Source organism: Comamonas sp. CMM02 (assembly GCF_014851485.1).
GTDB classification, from domain to species: domain Bacteria; phylum Pseudomonadota; class Gammaproteobacteria; order Burkholderiales; family Burkholderiaceae_C; genus Comamonas; species Comamonas avium.
On record NZ_JACUZW010000004.1, the window covers coordinates 323,995 to 349,438 of the forward strand.

Consider the following 25,444-nt stretch of genomic DNA (forward strand, 5'->3'; position numbering starts at 1 on the left):
AAGAGCCGCAGGTGCGGCTCGATTTGGATACGAAAAATTCTTTGCATGATTAGTGCGTAGTCTTCATGGACTGCACAGTCACAGCCTCATCTCATACCCTACCGTCACCGGGGCATGGTCCGAAAATTTCTGACCTTTGTAGATAGATTCTGAGCGCGCCAGCGCTGCAATTGCTGGTGTTGCCAGGTGGTAATCCAAACGCCACCCCACGTTGTTGGCATAGGCTTGGCCGCGGTTGCTCCACCACGTGTAGCATTCATCGGTGGTGTCGGGCTGCAGGCAACGGTAGACATCGTGGATGCCGCCCATGTCATTGGCTGCCAGCAGCATGTCCATCCAGGCACGTTCTTCTGGGGTGAAGCCACTGTTTTTTTGGTTGCTGCGCCAATTTTTCAGGTCTTCCTTGCGGTGAGCGATATTGATATCACCGCACAGAACGAATTCACGCTCACCCTTCATGCGCATCAAATGCGTATGCATTTTGGCTAGAAAGCGAAACTTGGCTGACTGGCGCTCTTGTCCTGATGAACCACTGGGAAAGTAGCTGCTGATGATGGAGAATTTGCGCTCAGGCGTATCAAAGCGTGCTTCCACATAGCGGCCTTCCGCGTCAAATTCTTCAGGGTCAAAACCGACAACGACGTCGCTGGGTTCATGGCGGCTATAGATGCCGACACCGGAGTAGCCCTTCTTTTGCGCGAAATGGAAGATGCCGCGCATTCCGGCCAGGCTGTCAAATTTTCCTTCTATATCCGCAGCCTGCGCCTTCACCTCCTGCACGCAAATACAATCCGGGCCAGTGGCCGCAATCCATTCCTCCACACCTTTGGATGCGGCAGAGCGGATGCCGTTGAGGTTGAGGCTGGTCAATTTGAAAAGGGAAGAATCCATGTCAATCAATAACGCGCAACAAGACCAAAACAATCGTCTGGCGCAAGAGTTTGTGCAGTTTGCCGTAGACGCAGGGGTGCTGCGTTTTGGCGAATTCAAGACCAAGGCTGGGCGTATGAGCCCTTATTTCTTTAACGCTGGCTTGTTCGATGACGGAGCCAAGATGGCCCGCTTGGCGGAATTTTATGCAAAAGCCATTGTGGCCAGCGGCATGGAGTTCGATATGGTCTTTGGGCCTGCCTACAAAGGTATTCCGCTGGCTGCGACTGTGGCAGTCGAGCTGGCCCGCCTGGGCAGAAACGTTCCCTTTGCATACAACCGCAAAGAAGCCAAAGACCATGGGGAGGGCGGCACTTTGGTGGGGGCTCCCATTCAAGGCCGTGTGCTCATCATCGACGATGTGATGAGTGCAGGCACGGCGGCGCGCGAGTCTATTGCCTTGATCAAGGCTGCGGGGGCTACGCCACACGCCGTGGCAATTGCACTAGACCGCCAAGAGAAAGCCACAGAGAATGGCAAAGACGTTGATCACAGCGCAGTGCAATATGTGCGTAACCAACTGGGCCTGCAAGTTTGCACCATTGCTAATTTGGCAGATTTGCTGGCGTATTTGGGATCGCGGGGGGGTGAAGGCGAGATGGAGCAGCACCACAAAAGTGTGCTGGCATACCGCCAACGCTATGGAGTGAACGACTAAAAAATATTACGGCATGCGGTTGGCATCACACATTAGGTCTTTTGTCCTTTGCAAGATTGCGCTGGCCGTATTGGCGATCTCGCAGCCGTCATATGCCGCTGGCATCTACACGTGTGTGGATGCCTCGGGGCTGCGCATCACCGCGGATCGTCCGATTGCCCAGTGTGCTGACCGTGAGCAGCGTGTCCTGGGGCCCACAGGCATTGAGCGCAGTCGTGTCGGCCCGGCAATGTCTGAAGTAGAAATGTCGCAGCGCTTGGAGCAGCGGCGCAATGAGCTGCAGATGCAGCAGCGCGTGCAAGAGCAGCGCCGTCGCGATGCCGTGTTGCTCACCCGCTATCCGCGTCGTGAAAGTCATGATGTTGCGCGGCGTGATGCCCTGATACAAGTGCAAGAACAAAAGGTTCTGGCCCAGGCTCGAATGGACGAGTTGGTGCAGGAAAAGCGAAAACTCCAGCAAGAGCTGGAGTTTTACGGCAACGATCACTCCAAGCTGCCTGCGCGTCTGCGTATTGCCGTGCAGGATGTAGAGGACGCTCAGCAGGAGCAGCGCGCACTGATGGATGAACAAAATGGACAAGTGCAGCGTGTTCACAAGCGCTTTGATGCAGAGCTGTTGCGACTGCAGCCTTTGTGGCAATCGCAGGAACCCGCATCTTCTGCCGCATCTCAGTAGCCCCAATTGCGCCAGCAGGCGCAAAAAGCACGTACTGTGACGTGCTGAGAAATCAGGTTTTCCGAGTTGCTACAGTGCTTGCCATACCGTATCTCCTCCTGCGCTAGAGGGTTGCGGTGCGATACCTAGTAATGCTGCATGGCGATGCAAAAGTCCATCAAAGTGCTGGACGTCGCTGTCACTCACGCTGTTTTCACCCCGGTGATAGTCCGTTGCGACTTGTGAGGTCGTAAAGCTCATTGCTCCAAACTGCTGAACTGCATTGCGCAGTTTGTCGAGATTGACGGTGGCCTGTGTGGTCATGGCAGCTCCTCAAAAGATGGATACAAAGCGTACGCCGTGAATGTGGCACGGCTTGCGATGCTTCACAAGGGTGCAGACGACAGCATTTGGGTGGTATTTCTTGCCATCGTGCCTTCACTCAATGCACGGTCATGCGGCAAGCCAGCCATCTGGGTGACGTGGATATCTACAGACAGTTACTGTGCTCAATTGCTGATGGTCTGTTGAGTGAACCATTGCCACAGCTCAGAAATTTACGGAATCGATTGTCAGAACTTGTCCGAAATGCAGTGTTTGCGCTTTTGTCTGGCGTTGGTTTTCGCCGTGCAGGTGTAGGCTGGTGTAACAGCGGTATTGAAATACAAATATGCCTGTCTGGGTGCAATGGTCGTGCCCGTATTTTTCTCCAGAGTCTGATGGCCCCTATCTATTTGCCTTTTGCAGCGTCCATCTTGCTGGCGCTGATGGCTGCCATAAGCGGCATCGTCTGGCATTACCACCGCAAGCACCTTAACTTGCTCTGTTTAGCTGGTGGCTTGCTGCTGGCCGGATGTGCCCAAGCTGTCTATGCGCTGTGGGGAGCACAGGCGGGCTGGGGGGAGCATGTGCACATGGGTTTACTCAGTGGCGCAGCGGCTGTGGCTGTGGCGCAGTCTGTCGCCATGCGCTTTGGGCGGCGTGTGCAAGTGATCTGGGTCGCTGCGGGCGCAGGGGTAATGGCGGTGGGTGCGTGGTACTTCATGCTGATCAGCCCTTCTGCACACGGCCACTGGGTTGTGACTGCACTGGGGCTGGCATTGATCCTAGGTCATATTCTGCCTGTGACGTGGAGTTTGGCTTCGCGCCACCGAATGGAGCGCATGCTGCTGCTGGTTTACACCGCCATCAGCGCGCTGGTGCTGTGCAGTCCGTGGCTGAATGCCGAGGCCATATCTAGCCAGGTTGCTGCGTGGATGTGGAGTCTCCTTATTCCTCTGAGTGGGGGCTTGCTGGTGGCCGCAATGGTGGGCTGCACGCTGACTGATGGCCTGCCCGTGCTGTGCACAGGCCTTGACCGTGATGCGTTGACGGGCCTGCTCAGCCGCCGCGCATTTGATGCCGTGTGCGGCAGCCACCCCGCGACACAGCAAATCAGTGTGCTGGTTCTGTGCGATCTGGATAATTTCCAGCGCATCAACAACCAGTTTGGCACTACCGTTGGCAACGAGGTGTTGCGCAGCTTTGCCCAGTTGCTGCAGTCCAGCGTTCGCGAAGGCGATCATGTGGCGCGCATCGGCGGTGAAGAGTTTGGAATGGCTTTGCGTGACATCGACATGGACAACGCTCAGGCACTGATACAGCGCATTACCCACAGCATGCGTCAGCAAAGCTGGGGCGGCACGGTTGCGAATGGGGAGCAACTGACAGCGAGCTTTGGGCTGGCCATGGTCAGAGAGAACGATTCTTTGCAACAGGCTTTGCATCGTGCGGATGTCTTGCTGTGCCAGGCCAAGGATGCGGGCAGTAACCGCGTGGGTGTGGAGGCAGTCGCGGCAGGCTCTGCACCCAGTTTTGGATAGCGTTCGAAGCCATATAGATAAACGATTGAAGCCAGTTTTCACTCCTTAAGGCATTGCATACATGCGATGCCTTTTTTGTTGGTGCTGCTTTCCCTGGGTTACCGCGCACAGTGGCGCGCAGCGTGTGCTTTGGGGCATCGCTATGTGCGTCGCCGCACCAAAAAAGGGCAGATGGCCGGTGTTAGGACTGGCGCTCATGCAATCAAGCAAATCGCAAGGCGGGCATTCCAGCGGGCATGCAAACACTGCCTGTATATAAAGCAACATTTGGTTACCGCTTGATTTTCATCAATTCGGCAAGGGCAGAGGATCGCTACGCTCCAGCCATGATCCATCAAGCTAGCGCTTGATCCGCATGCATCCGCACAGATGCATGCGCTGGGAATGCCGCCGTGCGGTATCCACACTTGTGCAAAAGCAACAGCGGCCCAAAAGCCGTGAAGGAGATGCCCCGATGCATATCGGTCAACGTTTTTGGCGCAACCAGGGTTTGGGTGCCAAGCTGGCAATTACCAATTTTGTCTGGGTGGCTGCCATTTTGGGCCTGCTGGTTTTAGGCATCGCGTGGGGCGTTAGTCAGTCGCTGCAAGCCAAAATGCAAAGTGAAATGCAGCAAGGCATTCAAATGCTGCACCGCTTTATCGAGTCCAGTGACAAAGACCTGCGCCAGCGTACGCAGTTCTTAGCCAACAGCCTGGCAGACAGCCTGAAGGGGCAGCTCAGTCTGGACAGCAGCGGCACTGAGCCTTTGCTCAGCCTGGATGGTGAGTTGCTCAACGGCAATGACGTCCGCATTCAGACCTTCACACGCAGCACTGGGGCGGTGGCCACAGTGTTTGCGGCACAGGGCAGCGCAGACTTTCTGCGCATTGCTACCACGCTGAAAAGCGATCAGGGCGAAACTGCAGTAGGCACTCTGCTGGACCGAAACCACCCAGCCTACACAGCCATTCAGGCCGGTGAAAGCTACATGGGGCTGGCTAATCTGTTTGGCCGCCAGTACATGACGCACTACCGACCACTGAAAGATGCAGGTGGAAAAACCGTGGGCATCGTCTTTGTGGGTCAGGATTTTTCAGAACTGCTGGATAACCTCAAAGCCTCTATCCGGGCTTTGAAGGTAGGTCAGAGCGGTTACTACTTCGTGCTTCGCGCAGACAACGGCCCGCAGCGCGGTCAGCTGGTGGTGCATCCTGCACAAGAAGGCGGCAACATCTTGGAGTCCAAGGACAGCAATGGTCACTTGTTCATCCGAGAAATGCTGGATCTCAAGCAGGGTGCTATCCGCTATCCCTGGATCAACCCGGGAGAAAGCGCTGCCCGCGACAAGCTGGCCGTATTTGGCCACTATGCCCCGTGGAACTGGGTGTTTGCCTCCAGCGCATACACCGATGAATTTACGGCTGAAACGCAGTCCCTCATTGTCAAGTTCGCGGCCATGGGGCTGGGCGCTGTGCTGGTGTTGGCTGCTGTGTGGTTCTGGCTGATCCGCCGCATGATCGTGCGTCCACTCAATGAAGCCAGCCGCATGGCTGATGCCATTGCTGAAGGCGACCTCACCGTGCAAATACACAGTGACCGCAAAGACGAGATTGGCCATCTGCTGGAAGCCATGAACAACACCAGTGCAGGTCTGACCCGCGTGGTGCGCTCCGTCAATGAGCAAGCCCACAGCGTGGCGCTTGCCAGTGCAGAAATTGCACAGGCCAATCAAGACCTGGCCACACGCACCGAAAGCGAAGCCAGCGCGCTGGAAGAAACTGCTGCGGCCATGGAAGAGCTAGGTTCGACCGTGGCGCACAACGCCGACCATGCCCAGTCTGCAGACCATCGCACCCGCGAAGCCCAGCGCGTGGTCACCGAAGGGGGTGAGGCTGTGCGCAAAGTCGTGCACACCATGCAGGGCATTGATGCCAGCAGCAAGAAGATCGCCGACATCATCGGTGTCATTGATGGCATTGCCTTTCAGACCAATATCCTGGCATTGAACGCAGCGGTCGAAGCCGCACGTGCTGGAGAGCATGGCCGAGGCTTTGCCGTGGTGGCCAGTGAGGTGCGTGCATTGGCTGGCCGCAGCGCTGATGCTGCCAAGGAGATCAAGCAGCTCATCAGCCACAGCGTGGCTGAAATCCACGAAGGCAACATCCAGGCCGCCCACGCGGGTGAAACCATGGAGCAAGCCATCACGGAAATTCAGAAGGTCACCCAGCTCATCACCGATATCAGCCATGCCAGCGGCGAACAAAGCAACGGTGTGGCACAGGTGGCAGAAGCTGTGACCCATATGGACCAGACCACACAGAAAAACGCTGCCCTTGTAGAGGAAATGGCGGGCTCTACCGAAGGTCTGCGCAAGCAAGCTGATGAACTGGTGCATGCCGTCTCCATCTTCCGTCTGCAAGGCGGCAGCGTGAACCCATTGCGCAGCCCTGTGCTGGCCACTCGAGCAGCAGCCAGCGCACCCTCAAAACCGGCGGTCGCTGCGAGCAAGCCTGGCATGCCCAAGGCACCTGCCTTGGCTCCGAGTAGTACAGCATCTGCTGTGGTGCAACCTGCGAGCAAGCCAAAGGTGGCCGCTACGACGGGCGCAGAGGACGACTGGGAAACGTTCTAAGACTTGCGGAAATCACCTTGAACGCGCGTCGTTGCCTGGCCCTGGCACACGCCGGTACTGCCTGCAGCTTCGCGCCCCGTCGTCACCGAAAATCTTGAAATTTGCAGGGGCGTGCCAGCCGCTCTGAGGTGGCTGCAGCGTTCGGCGCCAATGCGGTGCCTTCGCAGGGTGATCAGGCAATGCCTTGTGCGTGGTTCACGCGCAGGGTACTGTTTTTGGAAAAAGCACCTGTGGTGGTGATGGATAAGGCGTTGATTGCTCTTGTTTCTGAGTTATCAGGCGCAAACACGCAAGTACGTAATCCGTCCATCGGGTGTCGCTGTGCTGCGTGCGCAAGCACTGTCTGCAGGCGTATCAGGCTGGGCTGCCCCTGTAGCCTTTCAGCGGGCATCTTCTTGTGTCCAAGGCCAATGCACGGACGCAGCTACACCATACGCGGAGCACCTACCCGGCGTAGCACTACCCAGAATCCGCTGTAATGGCGACATCACATAACGGGAGCCCTGTCATGACAAGCAAGACGTCGCTGGACAAGTCGAAAATCAAATTCCTGCTGCTGGAAGGTATCCACCCCAGTGCACTGCAAGTGCTGCAGCGTGCGGGCTACACGAATGTGGAGACGGTATCTGGCGCTTTGGATGCCGAAGCGTTGCAGCAAAAGATTGCCGATGTCCACTTTGTGGGCATCCGCTCGCGCACCCAGCTGACTGAAGCTATTTTTCAGGCCGCACCTAAGCTGGTCGGCGTGGGGTGCTTTTGCATCGGTACCAATCAGGTTGACCTGAATGCGGCACGTGAGCGCGGCGTGGTGGTGTTCAACGCACCATACTCCAACACCCGCTCCGTGGCCGAGCTGGTGCTGGGCGAAGCTATCTTGCTGCTGCGTGGCATTCCAGCCAAAAATGCGGCAGCACACCGTGGTGGGTGGCTCAAAACGGCTGACAACGCCTTTGAAATTCGCGGCAAAACGCTGGGCATTGTGGGCTATGGCTCCATCGGCACCCAGCTGTCGGTGCTGGCGGAATCTTTGGGTATGCAGGTGGTGTTCCATGACGTGGTCACCAAGCTGCCGCTGGGCAATGCCCGCCAGGCCGCATCACTGCAAGAGCTGCTGTCTGTCAGCGATATTGTCAGTCTGCATGTGCCAGAGCTGCCGTCCACCCACGGCATGGTGGGCGCGGCACAGATTGCGGCCATGAAGCAGGGCAGCATTTTGATCAATGCATCGCGCGGCACCGTGGTTGATATTGACGCCTTGGCCAGCGCGCTGACAGCAGGCCAGCTGCTGGGGGCTGCCATCGACGTTTTCCCCGTAGAGCCCAAGAGCAACAAGGACGAGTTTCAGTCGGTGCTGCGCGGCATGGACAACGTCATCCTCACACCACACATTGGCGGCTCAACCATGGAGGCGCAGGCCAACATCGGCTTGGAAGTGGCTGAAAAACTGGTCAAGTACAGCGACAACGGCACCACCACATCGGCGGTGAATTTTCCGGAAGTGGCACTGCCTGAGCACCCCGGTCACAACCGTATCCTGCACGTACACCAGAATCGCCCGGGCGTGCTGATGGCCATCAACCAGGTGTTTGCCGACAACGGTATCAACGTGGCCGGGCAATACCTGCGTACCGACGAAAAAGTTGGCTATGTGGTGATTGATGTGGACACCCAGTCCTCGGCACTGGCGCTGGAAAAGCTGTCTCAGATCGCGGGGACCATCCGCTGCCGCGTGCTGTTCTAAGCGCATCAACTGATGCTCACCCCCAGCACCCGAGGTGGTGGGGGGCTTTACAGATCGTCAGAGCCAGGTTGCAGTGCCTGGCTAATTTATGCCCTGGCAGTGGTGGGTGCCTGGGCGTGGGCTTCAAAGTACAGCAGATCAAACCATTGGCGGTGCAGCTCCAGGCTGGAGCGGGAGTGGCCAAACTGGTGAAAACCATTTTTCACCAGTACGCGGATAGACGCTGGATTCTCGGGGCGTGCCGTGGCTTCCAGCCGTTTAAGGCCGTGGATGTGAAAAGCCTTTTGCATCACTGCCTGCACAGCGTCGCTGGCCAGCCCTTGGCCGCTGTGCGTAGGTGCAATGCGGTAACCCAGACTGGCACTTTGAAAATGTGCGCGCCGCACTTGTGTGAGATTGATGCGACCGACCAGTTCACCGCCTAGCCAGATCAGGTAGTGAAACGCCTGATCTGCTGCTTGCTGCAGCAGCGCGGTCTGCAGGGCCTGATCAAAGCCCTCGGGCGTATAAAACGTTTCAGGGCGGGCGTTGATCCAGCTTTCAAAGTACTGACGGTGGGTGGTCTCAAAGACCCAGAGAGCCTGGGCATCTTGTTCGCGGAGAAGGGTCAGTTCCACTTATAGCCTCCTGGTGCTGTAAACCTGATTGTGGGCTGAGAGCAAGGGCGCAGCAAGAGGGTGCGAGCAGGCAGCGAAAGTGACCAGAAAATGCTTGCTGCCTCATCGCATTGCACGCCGAGATTGCAGGTACACCCAGCGGGCATGCATGGGGCTGACATGCCCGCTGGTGTTCTGTCTCAGGCTAGCATGGCCAGGGGCATTAAAGGGGCTTCAAAGCGCTTCAAACATCTGATCCACGGGCTCGCGCGCGAAATCATTGCGCCATGCTTCGTTCTTGTCTTTAGGCACCATGCTGACCCCGAATGTGCCCTGGTATGTAAAGTTGAGCGGAATGGCATAGCCCGCTTGCAGTTGCTTCAGTCCGCTGAGGTTGTCTGCAAGAGTGCCCTTGGTGCGTACCAGGCGCTGAATGCCTTCGACCCAGGTTTCAGGCGCTTTGACCAGTGCGCACTCAAACTTCACGTTGGCGGTCAACACATCCTGGTCCATTGCCGGCTTGTCGGATTCCAGCACCTTGCATTCGGACTTCTGGCGGGCCTGTTGCACGGTAGCCATCAGCGCGGTCAAGGGGGCGCCCAATGCTTGCTGCTGTTCTGCCGGGAACAGTTTTTGCGCCATCTTGGCGACTTCACCGGGGAACTCCTCGTCGGCCTTTTTCAGGTCTGCAGCATTGGCATAGTCTGCGCTGCGGCCAGAGCGCAGGCGGTCTGCGCGCAGGTAATCATTCAATTGCTGAATGGCTTGCTCGTCATGGTTCACCAGTGTTTTGAGGTACAGGTCCACCGCCACAGCCGGTGATGGTGGCTCTGCAGCATGCGATGCCAAGGCGAAGGGGATGGCCAGCAAAGCTACGGCGCTTTGTACAAATTTATTCATGGAGACGGGTACAAAAATAGGGCGGGACATTGTGCGGTGAGCAAGGTGCACACGCACGTTCAGCATGCTGAGAGCGGGTTGGATGCAAGGCGTGAAACCGCAATCAGCATAGACAGACAAGGCCAGGCAATATCGCGCCGCAGCGCGTGCCTGCGACACCGGATTGGCGCGGAGCACCAATCCTTTAGGCCGAAAAAATCAACCGGGGGCAATAGCCTAAGTCAGGACATGGGCTCGTGCCCCCGCATCGGATGATTCGTCAGAAGTGTAACAATCCGGCTTTCCTGCGAAGCTGACGAAACGCTGAATGCGTCGATCGGTGGTTGTCAGGCTGCCCGCACAAGCGGTGAACTGACAACCGTCAGCTGGAAAGTCGGGGGTTGCAAAAAACGCAGGAGATATGCGTGAAACCAAACCTTTGCCCGGAGACACACCGCGCTGCTTTCTTGAAAAGAACTTTGCAGCGCAGCGCTGCTGGTCATGTCAGCGCAATTGCCGCGCCGCAAATAAGGTTTGCGGGTTCACGTAGCTGTTCTGGGCCTGCACCAGTTGCAGCTCCCGGGCACCGGCGGTGTGCGTGTGCTGCAGCAGCTCAAACATGCTGGCTGTGGTGCGTTCCAGCGCCAGCTGGGCTGCGCCGTTGCGGCCAAAGTGCTGGCTGTAGTGGGCGGTAAACAGTGCGGCGGTTACATCGCCCGAACCATTGGCCTTGAACGGCAGGTGGGGTGTAGCCACCAGCCAAGCGCCCGTGGCATCGGCGGCAAGCATTTCGATGGTGCCGGCCTGAGCATCTGGGCGGTGCACGCTGGTCACCAGCACGGCACGCGGGCCCATGGCCATCACGGCATCGACCGCTGCCAAAGTCTCATCCAGAGAGCTCACTGGCATGCCCGCCAGATAGCCCAGCTCAAACTGGTTGGGTGTCACCAGATCGGCGGCGGGCACGACGCGCTCGCGCAGCAGCACGGGGATTGCGGGGTTCACAAAGCAGCCGGACTTGGCATTGCCCATGACCGGGTCACAGGTGTAGGTCGCGTGTGGGTTGAGTGCTTTGACGCGTGCCACGGTGTCCAAAATGGCATCGGCAATATCAGCGCCGCCCTGGTAGCCACTGAGCACCACATCCACTTTGGCCAGCGCGCCGCGCTGCTCCATGGCGTGCACGATGGCGCTGACTTCGCTGGCCGCAATGGGTGACCCGCCCCATGCGCCGTAGCCCGTGTGGTTGGAAAAATTGACGGTGTATACCGGCCACACCTCATGTCCCAGCCGTTGCAGCGGGAACACTGCAGCCGAATTGCCAACATGGCCATAAGAAACGTGGGACTGGATGGAGAGAATATTCATAGCGCTAGGCAGTGGCGGCACAGGGTCTGCGCGGCAATCAAATGCAATGCCGCTGATAGTAGCGCTGCGCATGTAGTGCTGCATTGAGCTAGCTGAAAACGGTGACAGTTAGTGCGTCAAATCATGGTTGACGACCCGCCCTGCCTGCCAGGGTGGGGGATGTGCTTGCGGGTGCTGTGCGGATGGCTGCCTTGGCCTTTGCCACCGGCGTGGCAAGCGACAGAGGTGCTCATTTTTGAAAAGAACTCTGCAGTCTTAAGCCGCCGTCACCGATTGCAGTTGTGGGAAAAACTGCGCATATCCCGCCACAAACTTCTGGTGCTTGGTGGCATGCAGGTCCAGCTCTTCGAGCAGCTCGTATTTTTCAATCAGCTGTTTGAAAGCAAAAAACGCGTTCTTTGCGTTGTTGGTGGCGGCGTACATGGCAATCGCCTCAAAAGCCTCCTGGTTGATGATGGCCTTGAGGATGTTGGCGTAGAACATGTGGTCGGTGTGCGAGTCCTGCGGAAACTTCTGGTCTATGAACTTGAGCATTTCAAACAAGATGGATATGAAGTGGTCAATCTCGCTGTGGTCGGCCATCAGCACCATGCGCGCCTCTTCCAGCGTAGGCTGGCTGCGCGCCTGTGCCATCAGCAACTGCAAGGGGCTGCCTGCAGGCGTGTCGCCTTCGGCATCGTGGTGTTCGTTGATTTTTTCAAACGTGGTGTTGAACAGCTTGAGCAGCGAGAAGAAGGTGTTCTCAAATGCATCCAGCCGCTGCGCCCGGATCTGCTCGGTGAACAGGCGCACATTGCTCTCGGCAGCCACCGTGGATTTCTTCAGCTCATCCATCGTGGCGGTCAGTTCTCGCCGCTGCAGGCGCAAGGTGAACAGCAGAGCCAGAAACGAGAAAAAACTCAAGATGGGGTTGAGCACACCGCCTAAAAAGTCGCCCGACAGCCCCAGCGCCTCAGCACGGCTCATGCCCTCGCCGTTGTTGGCCCCTTCCAGCCAGGTCAGGTAGTTGCTCTCAAAATCGACATAGGTCTTGATGTAGAACCATGCCGTGCAAGCCAGCAAAAAGACGGCAATGAATTCGAGCAAGTGGATTTCTTGCCATGCTTTTTTGAACATATTCCCGGAGCCTCCAAGCCTGTGCTGGACAGTGTAAATGTTGGGGCTGGCGATCCGCTAAAGGATTGTCTGGCCGGGGTGCAAAGTTGCGGGTTTGCTGAGGCTTAAAGTAAATCCCTCTTTCAGCGCAGGCGGTTGAAGCGCAGGCAGCTTTTTTTGATGGCTGTGCGGGCGAGCCAGCCCATCGGTAGCCAGTTTCTATACAGCCAGCGCAAACCATCTGGGTACTTGAAAGGAACGTTGCAGTGCATCCATGCACCACATCCAAAGTTTGCGCCGCGAGTGGTCAAGACCACTGCGTCGCTTCAGTGGGGTACATGGATCTTGGCCTTGATGTGCTTGAGGTTGGCCACGATGGTGAAGGTCATCACCACCAGCATGGACCACGAGCTCCACTTGCCCACGTGCACGGCCGACCAGGCACCCAGCTGATTGGGGTAGCTCCAGACCCCGGCGAAGGTGGAGATGTTTTCGGCCAGCCAGATAAAGAAGCCGATCAGCACAAAAGCCAGCAGCAGTGGCATGTGGCGGTCGCGGTCCAGCGGGCGAAAGGTCACGGTGGTGCGTGCGTACAGGCCCAGCGCGCAGGCGGCCAGATACCAGCGGTAGTCGCCAATGTAGTGGTGGGTGAAGAAGTTGGCGTAGATCAGCACGGCGATCAGCGCTGCCATCCAGTGCGGCGGGTGGTGCTGGATGCGCAGATCAAATAGGCGCCACGCCTGAATGATGTAACTGCCCACCGCGGCGTACATGAAGCCTGAGAAAAGCGGCACGCCCCACAGCTTGGTGTAGGCAAAGTCGGGGTAGGCCCAGGACTTGATGCCGCTGGAGGTCTTGAACACCTCCAGTGCAAAACCCACGATGTGGAACAGGCAGATGGCTTTGAGCTCATCCCAGGTCTCCAGTCTGGTTGCCACCATGGCCACCTGAATGGCCAGCGCCGCCAGCAGCAGCACGTCGTAGCGCGGCATGCCCAGCACACCGCCGCGTGGCACGGCGAACACGGCCAGAAAGAACAGTCCCACAAACAGGCAACTGCGCGCCTCCTTGATGCCAAACCACAGAAACTCCATCCCCACCCGCTGCAGCCCACGCGGCTGCCAGTGGCGCGGCGGGTGCATTAAAAACTCATCCAGTCTGTTCAGGGAAGCCAGCGTGCTGGTGCTGGCAGTGGTTGAGCTCGGCGGGGGCGTGGCGGACATGCGAGAGGGCGAGCGCGGTGGCGCTGGTGGAGCGGGGTTGGGATAAGCGCGAGTATGCCTTCAGGATGCTGCTGACGCTTTTGCAGCAAGCGTGGGTGGCTCAATTTTCAGAAAACGCTCACCACACAGCGGCTAACTCAGTGCTCCACCATCGCTGCAGACAATCGCAGATCACGGCCCAGCATGCGCTCGATCAGGGCGGGCAGGCTAAAGCCGGAGGACAGTACGGCGCTCACCTTGCGCGGCTGGGTCAGCCCGGCATCCAGCTGTTCGGGCGTGCCCAGGTCAAACACAAAGCTGTAGCTTGGCTCCTGGCCCATGCGCAGGTCGGTCAGCAGCACGCGCCCTTCGTGCACCTGCATGCGGATGGGGCCTTGGGTAAAGCGCTGCATGGCCTGCACGGCGGGTACGCTAGCCCAGCGTTGCAGGTACGCGCTGCCGCGTTCTGTGGCGCTCAGGGGGATGTGATGCCCCTGATCGAGCAGGCTGTAAAAGCCCTCGTAGCTGTGTGTGGGCGTAATGGCCAGCACCCGCCACAGCACGGTGTTGAACGGCGTGGCATAGACAAACAGCTGGGCTTGCTGCACGTTGGGCACACCTTGCTCGGCCAGCGCATGCTCGGCCACGGTGCGCACATGGTGCTGTGCGCCCACGCTCCACAGCAGGTAGCAGCAACTGAAGGCCAGCGCCCAGCGGTTGGGGCCTTGCCAGTCCATCCCGCGCCGCGCGCGCAGGCCGGACAGCAGCAGGCCCAGCAGCAGCGGCAGCGTGTAGAGCGGATCGATGATGAACACGCTGCCCACGGCAAAGGCGTGGTCGGTAAAGGGCTGCATGAACTGCGTGCCATAGCTGGTCATGGCGTCGATACCCACATGCGTGAGCAGCGCCAGCAGCCAGGCCAGTGTCCAGTGCGCCGTCAAATTCGGTGCATCCGCTGGGGCTTTGCGGTCGACCAGCATGTGCGTCAGCCAGCCCAACAGCGGAGCGGCCAGCGTCAAAAAAAACAGCGCATGCGACTCGGCCCGGTGGCGCACCATGTTCAGCAGATCGTTGCCATGGTCAATCAGCACATCCAGATCGGGCAGCGTGCCCGCTACAGCGCCAACAAGAGCAGCTTTGGTAAAGCCAGTGCGCCTGCCCATGACGGCGCAAGTGACGCTGGCGCCGAGCACGGCTTGGGTCAGAGAGTCCATGTGGTGGTGGTTCTTGCGAGAAAGTGATGCGGTGAAGGCCGGTGTGGGGGAGCAGGCCAGGCCCGTATTAGGGGCGCCGCAAGAGGGAAAGTTCTATTCAAACTCAAGGCCGCTGTCTCACCCATGCTTCATGCTCTTGGTTGAGGCTTTCTTGCGTGGCTTTTAAGAGTCTGTTCATACTGTTGTGAATATGTTCCACAGGTTCTGAGTGTACGAGCGCATTTCTGTATTTGCGTAGTTGCCCCAGCATTTGGGCGGTTGTGTTTTTGATAATTCCAGATGCGTGAAGGTGCTTTAGATTTAATCGTGAGATACCGTTTTTATTATTTTTATCAGAAAATCCAGCGTCATTGATGATGTTTCTTGCAAGTTCTTCGAGCGCGTGATATTCCTTTAGGAATTGACTCGTCGGCATAAACGCATAATTATCTTCTGCTTTGTTATTTTCGTTCTCTTGATTTTCTATTTTATTTATTATTTTATTGCTGGTCTTTTCAATCGATGTGGGGTCGATAATATTTATGATGAATAGAAAATTAGATATGATGGTGGCGATTGCAAAAGAATTAGCCAAAGATACGGTGATTGTGGATAGGTTGTCGAAGTGAGGTTCGATCTTGTTGTGCAAGAACAAGGTAGAGATGCAAAAGAAAATACTTAGAAAAACCAGGATAGACAATGTTTTTAAGGCGCTGAACTGCTCCTTGTCGCTTTCCTCAATGATTTCGTGAAGCGTGGGGTCGTTGGAGGCCTTGCTGTGTTGGTTGCCAATAAAAAATATATACCCAGTTATTGTCAGGCCATAAATGGCACCCAGGGTTTGAGGCAGTAATGAGTATAGATATAAAATCTTATTTTCATTGAGCTGCTGATAGATTTCACGATTGAATAGAATCGATACCAAAGATAAAATGAATATTGAAAATAGTAAAAAATAGTCTGTTTTTTTATTCATGGTACTTCTCTTAAATAGAAAAAATGAATGGTTACAAGTTGGTGAATGCCGGTGTTTTTTCAACGCCTTTAACCTGCGCTCAGGCGCATGCATGCATCGCCACCAAACTTGTCGCAACTTCCCGAGCCTAGCCTAGTCAGCACGTAGCGTGTTTTGCGGCACCAGCCCGGGGCTGTGGCCTCAGGTCGTTGGAATGCAGCAGGGCGAGTTGGGTGGCCGGCTTGCCGCGCGATCAGCGGCCTCTGCCAGCAAACGCCCAGCAGGGACTGAAAAATAGTGAAATCAGCCAGCGAACCAATCACACCAAGCGCAGAAAGCTATAAAAATAAATAAAACAGCAATAAAAAAGCCTCCCGAAGGAGGCTTTGTCTTTCGCAGCAAAAACGCTGCAACAAGCAGCCAGCGTTAAGCCAGCTTGGCCTTCAACACTTCATTGACCTGCGCAGGGTTGGCCTTGCCCTTAGAGGCCTTCATCACCTGACCGACCAAGGCGTTGAACGCCTTGTCCTTGCCCGCCCGGTATTGCTCGACGTTGCCGGGGTTGGCGGCAATCACCTCGTCAATGATCGCTTCCAGCGCGCCGGTGTCGTTCATTTGTTTGAGGCCCTTGGCCTCGATGACTGCATCAATGTCAGAGCCTTCGCCCGTCCACAGCGCCTCAAACACCTGCTTGGCGGCGTTGTTGGAGATGGTGCCGTCCGAGATGCGGGCAATCATGGCGGCCAGCTGTTCGCTGGTGACCTTGACGGCATCCATGCCGATTTCTTCGGTGTTCAGGCGGCGCGAGATCTCGCCCATCACCCAGTTGCTGGCCAGTTTGGCCTGACCGCAGGCCTTGGCGGTGCGCTCAAAGTAGGCGGCCATGTCTTGCGACTGGGTCAGCGTGGTGGCGTCGTACTCGGGCAGGCCGTAGCTTTCAACAAAGCGGGCGGCCATGGCGCGGGGCAGCTCGGGCATGGTTGCCTTCACTTCCTGCACCCAGCTGTCGGCCACCACCAGCGGTGGCAGGTCGGGATCGGGGAAGTAGCGGTAGTCAGCCGCGTCTTCCTTGGTGCGCATGGCGCGGGTCTCGCCCGTGTCGGGGTTGAACAGTACGGTGGCTTGCTGGATGCTGTAGCCGTCTTCGATCTGGTTAATCTGCCAGCGAATTTCGGAGTCGATGGCGATCTGCATGTTCTTGAACGAGTTCAAGTTCTTGATTTCGCGGCGCGTGCCCAGCGGTGCACCGGGCTTGCGCACGGACACGTTGGCGTCGCAGCGAAAGCTGCCTTCTTGCATGTTGCCGTCGCAGATGCCAATCCAGGTGACGATTTTGTGCAGCTCTTTGGCGTAGGCCACGGCTTCTTCGGTCGAGCGCATGTCCGGCTCGGTCACGATCTCCAGCAGGGGCGTGCCCGCGCGGTTCAGGTCAATGCCGGACTCGGTGGGGAACTGGTCGTGCACGGACTTGCCCGCGTCTTCTTCCAGGTGGGCACGCACCAGACGCACGGTGTGGGGCTTGTCGCCCACGTAGAAGCTGACTTCACCGCCTTGCACCACGGGAATCTCGAACTGCGAGATCTGGTAGCCCTTGGGCAGATCGGGGTAGAAGTAGTTTTTGCGCGCAAAAATGCTGCGCGGCGCAATGGTCGAGCCCAGCGCCAGACCAAGCTTGATGGCGCATGCCACTGCCTGCTGGTTCATCACGGGCAGGGTGCCGGGCAGGGCCAGATCTACCGCGCAGGCCTGGGTGTTGGGCTCGGCGCCAAAGGCGGTGCTGGCGCGGCTGAAGATCTTGCTGTTTGTGGCCAGCTGGGTATGGGTTTCAAAGCCGATAACGACTTCGTAGCCCTGAATCAGTTTCGCAGTCATGTGCTGTATGTCCTAGCTGCTGTTAATTAGTGAGCTGTCAGCGCTTATGTATGCTAGTTTTCAAAGTGTTTTGTATTTGAAAACCTTATGGCGCAAGCGCTGATAGCTATCAGTTCTTAAATGCCTGCGGGGCGCTGCAAGTGAAAGTCGGTCGCTTGCTGGAAGCGGTGCGCGGCGTTGAGCAGTTTGCCTTCGCTGAAGTAGTTGCCAATCAGCTGCAGCCCCACAGGCATGCCAGCGTCGCCAAAGCCTGCGGGCAGGCTCAGGCCGGGCAGGCCCGCCAGCGATGCGGGTAGGGTGAAGATGTCAGCCAGATAGTTGCTCACCGGATCAGACTTGCCGCCAATGGCCCACGCCGTGGTGGGGGCTGCGGGGCCGGCGATGACGTCGCAGTCCTTGAACGCGGTCTGGAAGTCGTCGGCAATCATGCGGCGAATGCGCTGCGCCTGCAGGTAGTAGGCGTCGTAGTAGCCCTCAGACAGTACATAGGCACCAATCATGATGCGGCGCTTGACCTCGTCGCCAAAGCCTTCGGCGCGGGTCTTTTTGTACATGTCGTTCAGGTCGGCATACTTTTGCGCGCGGTGACCGAACTTCACGCCGTCAAAGCGCGACAGGTTGGACGAGGCCTCTGCGGGCGCAAGGATGTAGTACACGGGCACGGACAGCTCGGTGCGTGGCAGCGTGATGGGCACCAGCTTGGCACCCAGCTTTTCGTATTCCTTGAGCGATGCATCCACGGCGGCGCGCACGTCGGCAGACAAACCGTCACCAAAAAACTCGGCAGGCACGCCAATGCGCAGGCCTTCAATGCTGTCGTTGAGCTGGGCAGTGAAGTCCTCTGCTGGCACGTCAAGGCTGGTGGAGTCGCGGTCCAGATCGGGGCCGCACATCTCAGACAGCAGCAGTGCGCAGTCCTCGGCGCTGCGGCCCATCGGGCCCGCCTGGTCCAGGCTGGAGGCAAACGCGATCATGCCGTAGCGGCTGGCGCGCCCATAGGTGGGCTTGATGCCGGTAATGCCGCAAAACGATGCGGGCTGGCGGATCGAGCCGCCGGTGTCGGTGCCGGTGACCGCAGGGGCCAGACGGGCTGCCACGGCAGCGGCGGAGCCGCCCGAGGAGCCACCGGGCACGCGCTCGGTGTTCCATGGGTTGCGCACGGGCTGGGCCGCGTCAAAGCCCACGGGGGCGATGGCCGAGTTTTCGTTGGCGCCGCCCATGGCGAATTCGTCGCAATTGAGCTTGCCCAGCGTGACCGCGCCGGACGCGGCCAGCTTGGTCACCACCGTTGCATCAAAGGGCGACTGATAGCCCTTGAGCATTTTGGAGGCTGCGGTGGTGGGGAAGTCCTTGGTTACAAAGATGTCTTTGTGCGCAATCGGCACGCCGGCCAGACGGCCGCCCTTGCCTTGGGCAATCAGCGCGTCTGCAGCCCTGGCCTGAGCCAGGGTGGTGTCTTCGTGGATGGCTACAAAAGCGCCCAGATGCTGGTGCTGCTTGGCGCGGGCCAGAAAGTGTTGCGCGGCTTCAACGGCGGAAATTTCTTTGCTCTTGAGCTGGGCAGCCAGTTCGGCCACGCCCAGTTGGTGCAGTTCGGTATTGCTCATGTGTATTGCTTTGCCTTGTGCTTATTCAATGACCTTGGGCACGAGGAACAATCCCTCGCTCTGCGCGGGGGCGTTTTTCATGTTGGCTTCGCGCTGATTGGGCTCCCATGCCTGGTCTTGGCGCAGACGCAACACCACGTCCTGGATGGCGGCCACCGGGTGTGCCAGAGGCTGAATGCCCGAGGTATCCACAGCTTGCATTTTTTCGACAATGCCGAAAAAGCCGTTGAGTTGCGAGAGCATGCGCTCACTTTCTTCTAAAGAGAGTTCGAGCCGCGCCAAGTTGGCGATGCGGTCAATGTCGTTCGAGGTGAGTGCCATATGTTTTCTGCGGTACGAAACCGGATGTAAAGCTGTCAGACGGAGCATGCCGCCATGAGTTATTCACAGGGGATACGGTATTATCTGGTCTTTGCGCAATTACCATCTTTGGATGGTTGCGATTGTGCAGAAAAGCCTAACCCAGATTCCCCCCTGATTCCTGTTGAACTACATCCCGGCGACGGCAGGCCGAAGCGCATGCTGTGCCTGAGAGGAAAATTGAATGTTCGGAGCTTTCCGTCGGTACTTTTCTACCGATTTGGCCATTGACCTTGGCACAGCCAATACCCTGATTTTTGCCCGTGACAAGGGCATCGTGCTCGATGAGCCCTCCGTTGTGGCCATTCGCCACGAAGGCGGCCCCCATGGCAAGAAGGTGATTCAGGCCGTTGGCCGTGAGGCCAAGGCCATGCTGGGCAAGGTGCCCGGCAATATCGAAGCCATTCGGCCCATGAAGGATGGCGTGATTGCCGACTTTGTGATCACCGAGCAGATGATCAAGCAGTTCATCAAGATGGTGCACCCCCGCAATGTGATGACGCCCAGCCCGCGCATCATCATTTGCGTGCCATGTGGCTCCACCCAGGTGGAGCGTCGTGCCATCAAGGACGCTGCAGAAGCGGCTGGCGCAACCGCCGTTTACCTGATTGAAGAGCCCATGGCTGCGGGTATCGGCGCGGGTCTGCCTGTTTCGGAGGCTTCGGGCTCCATGGTGGTGGACATTGGCGGCGGCACCACAGAAGTGGGCGTGATCTCGCTGGGCGGCATGGTCTACAAGGGCTCTGTGCGTGTGGGCGGTGACAAGTTTGACGAGTCCATCATCAGCTACATCCGCCGTAACTACGGCATGCTGATTGGCGAGCCCACGGCTGAAATGATCAAGAAGCAAATTGGCTCGGCCTTCCCAGGTTCGGAAGTCAAGGAGATCGAGGTCAAGGGCCGCAATCTGTCTGAAGGCGTGCCCCGCAGCTTCACCATCTCTTCCAACGAAGTGCTGGAAGCGCTGACCGAGCCGCTGAACCAGATTGTTTCGGCCGTGAAGAACGCGCTGGAGCAAACTCCGCCTGAGCTGGGTGCTGACATTGCCGAGCGCGGCATGATGCTGACCGGCGGTGGCGCACTGCTGCGTGATCTGGACCGTCTGCTGGCCGAGGAAACCGGCCTGCCAGTGCTGGTGGCCGAAGAGCCTCTGACCTGTGTGGTGCGTGGCTGTGGCATGGCGCTGGACAGCCTGGACCGTCAAGGCAGCATCTTTACCAGCGACTGATGCACCACGTAACTTGCCGCTTCGACTTCTGTGCTCAAGCGGCAAGTTTTTGGATTGAATGTCTCCCCATGTTCTCTGTGAAAGCTCGGGCAAACAGCTGGTCGGGCGGTTTAGCCGTCTGTGAAATGGCGCTCACGCGCAGGTGGGTGCTATGAGTTTGAGAACACTGGAGCGCGATGCTCCGTCGCAGTTCAAGCATGGCGCGTCCGCAGGTACGCGCGTCTTGCTGCTCAGCACGCTGGCCGTTGTGCTGATGCTGGCTGATGTGCGGCTGAAACTCACAGAGCCGCTGCGTCAGGCGGTGTCAGTGGTGCTGTTTCCTTTGCAATGGGTGGTGATGCAGCCCGTGCAATGGCTCTCCAGCGGCAAAGATTATTTTCAGGATTTACACGAGGCTCAGACCGAAGCGGTGGAGTCTCGCAGGCTGATGGCGGCCATGACGCTCAAGGCGCATGAGGCCGAACGGCTGGAAGAAGAAAACAGCCAGTTGCGTGATTTGCTGGCGTTGCGCCCGCGCCTGGTGGTAGAGACCGTGGCGGCAGAGGTGATGTTCGAGACCCCGGACAGCTACACCCGCCGTGTTGTGCTCGACAAGGGGCAGGTGGCCGGTGTGCTGCCAGGCAGCCCGGTGATGGATGACCTGGGTGTCCTGGGGCAGGTCACCCGCGTGCAGCCGTTTTCCAGTGAAGTAACGCTGCTGTCTGACCGTGAACAAGCCATTCCCGTGATGGTGGCACGCACGGGTGCGCGCAGCGTCGCTTATGGCGATGCCTCTAACTTGCGCACCGACGGGATCGAGCTGCGCTTCATGTCCAATGATGCGGATGTGCAGGTGGGCGACGAGCTGGTCACCAGCGGTGTAGACGGGGTCTACATGGCGGGTCTGCCAGTGGCACGCGTGGTAGAGGTAGAGCGCCGCAGCCAGTCGCCGTTCATGCGTGTGTACTGCGAGCCCAAGGCTCGGCTGGATGGCGCACGCCATGTGGTGGTGCTGACACCTTTGGATGCGCTGAAGGCCGAGCATGCGCCGCAGGCTCAGCGCATTGAGCCCACGGCGGCGCAGACCCAGCAACAGCGTGAAGACAAATCTGCCCAGCGGCGCGCCTCAGGCTCTGCCAACCTGCCGGGCCCTGGAGGTCAACGATGATCATGCCGCGTGGTCAGCAGTTGCTGATGCCGGTCAGACCGGCTTTTATTGCGTTCAGCGTGGCAGTGGTGTTTTTGCTCAGCCTGCTGCCCTTGGGCGGTTTCGTCTGGATGCCTGATTTTCTGATGCTGGTGCTGGCGTTCTGGGCCATGCACCATCCCCAGCGCATGCCCATGAGCGTGGCTTTCCTGTTGGGCCTGGGGGTGGATGTGCAGCAGACGGCATTGCTGGGACAGCACGCGCTGGCTTATGTGCTGGTGGTGTATGTGGCGCAGCGTTTCAGCCGTCGCATGATGTGGTTTTCGCCTGTCACGCAGGCTTTGCAGATGCTGCCGGTGTTTGCGCTGGCGCATCTGCTGCAGATGCTCATTCGCATGCTGTCTGGCGGCATGTTTCCGGGCATCTCGATTGCGCTGGCTCCTGTGCTGGAGATGTTGCTGTGGCCTATCGTGAGCGCTATTTTGCTCGCTCCCCAGCGCCGTGCCCCGGATGCAGACAGCAACCGGCCCCTGTGAAGATGGTGTGATGTACTGCCCAGTTTTGTCCCCATGCACCAGGAGCTGCCATGAGTGGCTTTGAAGTGCGCAACAGCGAGGTGGAGCTGCAAAAGTTCCGTCTGCGCATCTGGGTGGTGGCCCTTGTGGTGCTGCTCTTGCTGGGTATTTTGCTGTTCCGCCTGACGGTCTTGCAGGTGGTGCGCCATGACGCGTTCGCAGAGCGTGCCGAGAGCAACCGCACGGCGGTGGTGCCGATTGTGCCCAATCGCGGAAAAATTCTGGACCGCAACGGCGTGGTGCTGGCCACCAACTACTCTGCCTACACGCTGGAGATCACACGCTCCAAGATCAAGGATCTGGAAGAAACCATCGAAGCCTTATCTGAACTGGTGGAGATCACGCCACGTGATCGCCGCAAATTCAAGCGCCTCATGGAGGACTCCAAACGCTTTGAATCGATTCCCCTGCGCAGCCGGCTGACAGATGAAGAAGTTGCGCGCTTTACGGCGCAGCGCTGGCGTTTTCCGGGGGTGGACATCAAGGCGCGGTTTTTCCGCAACTACCCGCTCGAAGATGTCGGCGGGCATGTGGTGGGCTATATCGGCCGTATCAACCAGCGCGAGCAAGAGGCGCTGGAAGACAGTGAGGACTATGCCAACTACCGGGGCACGGAAGTGATTGGCAAGCTGGGCATTGAGCAAAGTTACGAAAAACAGCTGCATGGCCTGACGGGCTGGGAGCAGCTGGAAACCACGGCCGGTGGCTTTGCGGTACGCCGCCTGAACAGCCGGCCCGCCACCTCTGGCGATACCGTGGTGCTGAGCCTGGACATTGGCCTGCAAAAACTGGTGGAAGATGTCTATGGCGAGCGCCGCGGTGCGCTGGTGGCCCTGGACCCCCGCAACGGTGAAGTGCTGGCCATGGTCAGCAAGCCGGGCTACGACGTGAACCTGTTTGTGGACGGCATTGACCAGGAAAACTGGGATTTCCTCAACAACTCGATCGACCGTCCGTTGCTCAACCGGGCTTTGCGTGGCTCCTACCCTCCCGGCTCTACCTATAAGCCTTTCATGGCGATTGCAGGTCTGGAGTCGGGCAAGCGCAAGGTGGACACCATCATTCAGGACAATGGCAGCTGGACCTTTGGGGGGCACACCTTCCGCTCGGGCCACCCCAACGGCCCGACCAACTTGCGCCGCTCCATCATCAAATCCTCCAACGTGTACTACTACATGCTGGCCAATGACATGGGTGTGGACACCATCCATGAATACCTCTCTCCCATGGGGTTTGGGCAGCAGACGGGCATTGACCTGGTGGGTGAAGCGCGCGGCGTGCTGCCCAGCACCGAATGGAAACGCAATACCTACAAGCGCCCGGAGCAAAAGAAGTGGTATGCGGGCGAGACCATCTCGCTGGGGATTGGCCAGGGCTACAACCACTTCACCATGCTGCAACTGGCACATGCCACGGCCATGCTGGCCAACCACGGCATTCAGCACCGCCCGCATCTGGGTAAGGGCACGGTGGATGCGGTCACCCGCGCGTACAGCCCGCTGTACAAGGATGCGGGCACCTCCATGGGTTACAAGCCCGAGCACGTGGAAGCCGTGCGCAGCGCGGTCGCTGCAGTGACGGTTGAAGGTACTGCGCGTGGTGTGTTTGGCGGAGCTCCCTATACCTCTGCGGGCAAAACAGGCACTGCACAGGCGGTGAGTGTGGGCCAGAAAGACAAGTACAACGCGGCCAAACTGGCTGAACACCAGCGTGACCATTCTTTGTACATTGCCTACGCGCCGGCAGAAAACCCCAAGATTGCCTTGGCCGTGATTGTGGAAAACGCAGGCTTTGGCGCGGCCGCTGCTGCACCTATTGCCCGGCGCGTGTTTGATTACTGGCTGCTGGACCAGTACCCCAGCGTGGAAGACATGGCTGCTGTGCGCAAGGGCCAGGCTTCTCGCCCCATTGGTGTGCCACGCAGTGGGCAAGAGATGATGGCTGCGTTTGAACGCATGGAGCTGCCCGGGCTGGGCGCTCCCCGTGTGATGGAAGGTTTGAGTGGTGGTGACATGGCCTCCCCCCGCACTCCTGACACTGCACCCGCCAGCTTGGAGCCAGAGGCCGAGGACTAAAACCTGCGGCCCGTTGCACAGCGAGGGCATGCGCACTTTCTGGGTAACGTCTGGCTGCATCTCCGGCTGAAACCCCGGCTCTTGCGCGGTGGCTGCTCCTTGTTCACCGCCACCACCTGCACCTGGGCTGGGCAGCATGGACTGCCTCAAGCCATGCGTGCATCTGACTGCGCAGTGGGCAGCTGGGCCAGCCCATGCCTGAACCAGCCAATGTGCTCGGTCTGGCGGACATCCAGCGCGGGGACATAGGGCTTGATGTCCAGCACCGGCGTTCCGTCCAGCATGTCGTTGCCCCTGAAGTGCAGGCAGCCTTCATGCACCCTGATCAGTTGCACGATGGACAGCCCCATGCGATTGGGTCGTGCAGGGGCACGTGTGGCAAAGACGCCGTGGCTCTGGGTGTCCATGAAGGGCACCACCTCCAGTTTCTCGCTCGCCTGGTGCAGGTGCGTGATCAGGATCAGGTACTCAAAGCCTTCAATATCCCGCAGACCTGGCTGAAACTGCGGCAGCACTTGCAGTGCGCCCTCAACGTGGGCGGCGGCCACAGTCTGGATGGGCATGCCCTGCACCGACTGGAACGCGCTGCGGATGAAGCCAATGGGCTGAAGCTCAATCTTGGGAGGGTGATGCGGGGTGTCGGTCATAAGTGCTGGCAGAAAGAAAAGTGCCTGCGATGGCAGCCTGGGTGCAAGACGCGGCAGCGGTGCGCAGGGGGCAGTGATTTGGCGGATTGTTTCGCTATTCAAAAATAGAATAGCGCTGCGGTATTATTGCCTGTCATGTGCCCAGTTGCTGTCTGCGGCTGGCGCTCAAGCCGCCTTGCCTTGCGGGCGGCAGGCACACATTCCCA

At 58.3% G+C, this 25,444-nt stretch carries 22 protein-coding genes; 9 read left to right on the forward strand and 13 right to left on the reverse strand.

Going from position 1 to position 25,444, the window contains the following annotated elements; genetic code table 11:
- Positions 1–78: 78 nt before the first annotated feature.
- Positions 79–891 carry an exodeoxyribonuclease III gene (locus IB213_RS15065; protein WP_192407548.1) on the reverse strand — a complete coding sequence of 271 codons (813 nt, stop codon included), beginning with the start codon at positions 889–891 and terminating at the stop codon, positions 79–81.
- Between IB213_RS15065 and pyrE the strand changes: the two genes are divergently transcribed.
- Both pyrE and IB213_RS15075 read left to right on the forward strand, forming a co-directional pair.
- The gene (pyrE, locus tag IB213_RS15070) at positions 890–1,588 is read left to right on the forward strand and encodes an orotate phosphoribosyltransferase (protein ID WP_192407550.1); all 699 of its coding nucleotides are present in this window, start codon (positions 890–892) and stop codon (positions 1,586–1,588) included. The genes IB213_RS15065 and pyrE overlap by 2 nt on opposite strands.
- Before the next feature lie 70 nt (positions 1,589–1,658).
- Positions 1,659–2,264, forward strand: a complete 606-nt coding sequence (locus tag IB213_RS15075) for a DUF4124 domain-containing protein (RefSeq protein ID WP_192407552.1) — start codon at positions 1,659–1,661, stop codon at positions 2,262–2,264.
- A gap of 69 nt (positions 2,265–2,333) precedes the next feature.
- Here IB213_RS15075 and IB213_RS15080 read toward each other — a convergent pair whose 3' ends face one another.
- Positions 2,334–2,567: a hypothetical protein gene (locus tag IB213_RS15080; RefSeq protein ID WP_191722083.1), complete on the reverse strand. Its 234-nt coding sequence runs from the start codon at positions 2,565–2,567 to the stop codon at positions 2,334–2,336.
- Between the two features lie 395 nt (positions 2,568–2,962).
- Between IB213_RS15080 and IB213_RS15085 the strand changes: the two genes are divergently transcribed.
- The 3 genes from IB213_RS15085 to serA all read left to right on the forward strand — a co-directional run bounded on the left by IB213_RS15085 (position 2,963) and on the right by serA (position 8,460).
- The gene (locus tag IB213_RS15085) at positions 2,963–4,105 is read left to right on the forward strand and encodes a diguanylate cyclase (protein ID WP_192407553.1); all 1,143 of its coding nucleotides are present in this window, start codon (positions 2,963–2,965) and stop codon (positions 4,103–4,105) included.
- 454 nt (positions 4,106–4,559) lie between these two features.
- Entirely contained in the window at positions 4,560–6,719 is a 2,160-nt protein-coding gene (locus IB213_RS15090) for a methyl-accepting chemotaxis protein (protein ID WP_192407555.1), read from the forward strand.
- A gap of 508 nt (positions 6,720–7,227) precedes the next feature.
- Complete coding sequence (serA, locus tag IB213_RS15095) at positions 7,228–8,460, forward strand: phosphoglycerate dehydrogenase (protein WP_191722086.1); 1,233 nt, start codon at positions 7,228–7,230, stop codon at positions 8,458–8,460.
- Between the two features lie 86 nt (positions 8,461–8,546).
- Here the strand turns inward: serA and IB213_RS15100 are convergent, their stop codons facing one another.
- The 10 genes from IB213_RS15100 to gatC all read right to left on the reverse strand — a co-directional run bounded on the left by IB213_RS15100 (position 8,547) and on the right by gatC (position 19,548).
- A complete protein-coding gene (locus tag IB213_RS15100) occupies positions 8,547–9,077 on the reverse strand; it encodes a GNAT family N-acetyltransferase (protein ID WP_192407557.1) in 531 nt (176 codons plus the stop codon).
- Between the two features lie 213 nt (positions 9,078–9,290).
- Positions 9,291–9,986, reverse strand: a complete 696-nt coding sequence (locus IB213_RS15105; RefSeq protein WP_225561140.1) for a hypothetical protein — start codon at positions 9,984–9,986, stop codon at positions 9,291–9,293.
- Between the two features lie 453 nt (positions 9,987–10,439).
- Complete coding sequence (pdxY, locus tag IB213_RS15110; RefSeq protein WP_225561141.1) at positions 10,440–11,375, reverse strand: pyridoxal kinase PdxY; 936 nt, start codon at positions 11,373–11,375, stop codon at positions 10,440–10,442.
- A gap of 183 nt (positions 11,376–11,558) precedes the next feature.
- Positions 11,559–12,419: a putative phage abortive infection protein gene (locus IB213_RS15115; protein WP_192407559.1), complete on the reverse strand. Its 861-nt coding sequence runs from the start codon at positions 12,417–12,419 to the stop codon at positions 11,559–11,561.
- Between the two features lie 305 nt (positions 12,420–12,724).
- Complete coding sequence (locus IB213_RS15120) at positions 12,725–13,540, reverse strand: DUF817 domain-containing protein (RefSeq protein WP_192407561.1); 816 nt, start codon at positions 13,538–13,540, stop codon at positions 12,725–12,727.
- Between the two features lie 218 nt (positions 13,541–13,758).
- On the reverse strand, positions 13,759–14,814 hold the full coding sequence (locus tag IB213_RS15125; RefSeq protein WP_192407563.1) for a metal-dependent hydrolase: 1,056 nt from the start codon (positions 14,812–14,814) through the stop codon (positions 13,759–13,761).
- A 103-nt stretch (positions 14,815–14,917) separates the two neighbouring features.
- Positions 14,918–15,769 (reverse strand): hypothetical protein, encoded by an 852-nt coding sequence (locus IB213_RS15130; protein WP_192407566.1) that lies wholly within the window; start codon positions 15,767–15,769, stop codon positions 14,918–14,920.
- Between the two features lie 405 nt (positions 15,770–16,174).
- Positions 16,175–17,620, reverse strand: a complete 1,446-nt coding sequence (gatB, locus tag IB213_RS15135; RefSeq protein ID WP_192407568.1) for an Asp-tRNA(Asn)/Glu-tRNA(Gln) amidotransferase subunit GatB — start codon at positions 17,618–17,620, stop codon at positions 16,175–16,177.
- A gap of 116 nt (positions 17,621–17,736) precedes the next feature.
- Positions 17,737–19,227, reverse strand: a complete 1,491-nt coding sequence (gene gatA / locus IB213_RS15140) for an Asp-tRNA(Asn)/Glu-tRNA(Gln) amidotransferase subunit GatA (RefSeq protein ID WP_192407570.1) — start codon at positions 19,225–19,227, stop codon at positions 17,737–17,739.
- 21 nt (positions 19,228–19,248) lie between these two features.
- Positions 19,249–19,548: an Asp-tRNA(Asn)/Glu-tRNA(Gln) amidotransferase subunit GatC gene (gene gatC, locus IB213_RS15145; RefSeq protein WP_191722095.1), complete on the reverse strand. Its 300-nt coding sequence runs from the start codon at positions 19,546–19,548 to the stop codon at positions 19,249–19,251.
- Positions 19,549–19,771: 223 nt separating this feature from the next.
- Between gatC and IB213_RS15150 the strand changes: the two genes are divergently transcribed.
- The 4 genes from IB213_RS15150 (at position 19,772) to mrdA (ending at position 24,591) form a co-directional block, all read left to right on the forward strand.
- A complete protein-coding gene (locus tag IB213_RS15150) occupies positions 19,772–20,815 on the forward strand; it encodes a rod shape-determining protein (protein ID WP_191722096.1) in 1,044 nt (347 codons plus the stop codon).
- Between the two features lie 151 nt (positions 20,816–20,966).
- A complete protein-coding gene (gene mreC / locus IB213_RS15155; protein ID WP_191722097.1) occupies positions 20,967–21,962 on the forward strand; it encodes a rod shape-determining protein MreC in 996 nt (331 codons plus the stop codon).
- Positions 21,959–22,477: a rod shape-determining protein MreD gene (gene mreD, locus IB213_RS15160; protein ID WP_191722098.1), complete on the forward strand. Its 519-nt coding sequence runs from the start codon at positions 21,959–21,961 to the stop codon at positions 22,475–22,477. Before mreC ends, mreD begins: the two co-directional genes overlap by 4 nt.
- Positions 22,478–22,527: 50 nt before the next feature.
- The gene (gene mrdA / locus IB213_RS15165) at positions 22,528–24,591 is read left to right on the forward strand and encodes a penicillin-binding protein 2 (protein ID WP_192407572.1); all 2,064 of its coding nucleotides are present in this window, start codon (positions 22,528–22,530) and stop codon (positions 24,589–24,591) included.
- A gap of 146 nt (positions 24,592–24,737) precedes the next feature.
- On the opposite strand, the gene tsaA is transcribed toward mrdA, so the two are convergent.
- Positions 24,738–25,238: a tRNA (N6-threonylcarbamoyladenosine(37)-N6)-methyltransferase TrmO gene (tsaA, locus tag IB213_RS15170; RefSeq protein ID WP_192407574.1), complete on the reverse strand. Its 501-nt coding sequence runs from the start codon at positions 25,236–25,238 to the stop codon at positions 24,738–24,740.
- Between the last annotated feature and the right edge of the window lie 206 nt (positions 25,239–25,444).

What these genes read in the sequence shown, in the direction of transcription:
- pyrE (WP_192407550.1), top strand. Translation starts at nt 890, where the DNA reads ATGTCAATCAATAACGCGCAACAAGACCAAAACAATCGTCTGGCGCAA.
- IB213_RS15065 (WP_192407548.1), bottom strand. Translation starts at nt 891, where the DNA reads ATGGATTCTTCCCTTTTCAAATTGACCAGCCTCAACCTCAACGGCATC.
- IB213_RS15080 (WP_191722083.1), bottom strand. Translation starts at nt 2,567, where the DNA reads ATGACCACACAGGCCACCGTCAATCTCGACAAACTGCGCAATGCAGTT.
- IB213_RS15085 (WP_192407553.1), top strand. Translation starts at nt 2,963, where the DNA reads ATGGCCCCTATCTATTTGCCTTTTGCAGCGTCCATCTTGCTGGCGCTG.
- IB213_RS15090 (WP_192407555.1), top strand. Translation starts at nt 4,560, where the DNA reads ATGCATATCGGTCAACGTTTTTGGCGCAACCAGGGTTTGGGTGCCAAG.
- serA (WP_191722086.1), top strand. Translation starts at nt 7,228, where the DNA reads ATGACAAGCAAGACGTCGCTGGACAAGTCGAAAATCAAATTCCTGCTG.
- IB213_RS15105 (WP_225561140.1), bottom strand. Translation starts at nt 9,986, where the DNA reads ATGTCCCGCCCTATTTTTGTACCCGTCTCCATGAATAAATTTGTACAA.
- pdxY (WP_225561141.1), bottom strand. Translation starts at nt 11,375, where the DNA reads ATGCGCAGCGCTACTATCAGCGGCATTGCATTTGATTGCCGCGCAGAC.
- IB213_RS15115 (WP_192407559.1), bottom strand. Translation starts at nt 12,419, where the DNA reads ATGTTCAAAAAAGCATGGCAAGAAATCCACTTGCTCGAATTCATTGCC.
- IB213_RS15120 (WP_192407561.1), bottom strand. Translation starts at nt 13,540, where the DNA reads ATGCACCCGCCGCGCCACTGGCAGCCGCGTGGGCTGCAGCGGGTGGGG.
- IB213_RS15125 (WP_192407563.1), bottom strand. Translation starts at nt 14,814, where the DNA reads ATGGACTCTCTGACCCAAGCCGTGCTCGGCGCCAGCGTCACTTGCGCC.
- IB213_RS15130 (WP_192407566.1), bottom strand. Translation starts at nt 15,769, where the DNA reads ATGAATAAAAAAACAGACTATTTTTTACTATTTTCAATATTCATTTTA.
- gatB (WP_192407568.1), bottom strand. Translation starts at nt 17,620, where the DNA reads ATGACTGCGAAACTGATTCAGGGCTACGAAGTCGTTATCGGCTTTGAA.
- gatA (WP_192407570.1), bottom strand. Translation starts at nt 19,227, where the DNA reads ATGAGCAATACCGAACTGCACCAACTGGGCGTGGCCGAACTGGCTGCC.
- gatC (WP_191722095.1), bottom strand. Translation starts at nt 19,548, where the DNA reads ATGGCACTCACCTCGAACGACATTGACCGCATCGCCAACTTGGCGCGG.
- IB213_RS15150 (WP_191722096.1), top strand. Translation starts at nt 19,772, where the DNA reads ATGTTCGGAGCTTTCCGTCGGTACTTTTCTACCGATTTGGCCATTGAC.
- mreC (WP_191722097.1), top strand. Translation starts at nt 20,967, where the DNA reads ATGAGTTTGAGAACACTGGAGCGCGATGCTCCGTCGCAGTTCAAGCAT.
- mreD (WP_191722098.1), top strand. Translation starts at nt 21,959, where the DNA reads ATGATCATGCCGCGTGGTCAGCAGTTGCTGATGCCGGTCAGACCGGCT.
- mrdA (WP_192407572.1), top strand. Translation starts at nt 22,528, where the DNA reads ATGAGTGGCTTTGAAGTGCGCAACAGCGAGGTGGAGCTGCAAAAGTTC.
- tsaA (WP_192407574.1), bottom strand. Translation starts at nt 25,238, where the DNA reads ATGACCGACACCCCGCATCACCCTCCCAAGATTGAGCTTCAGCCCATT.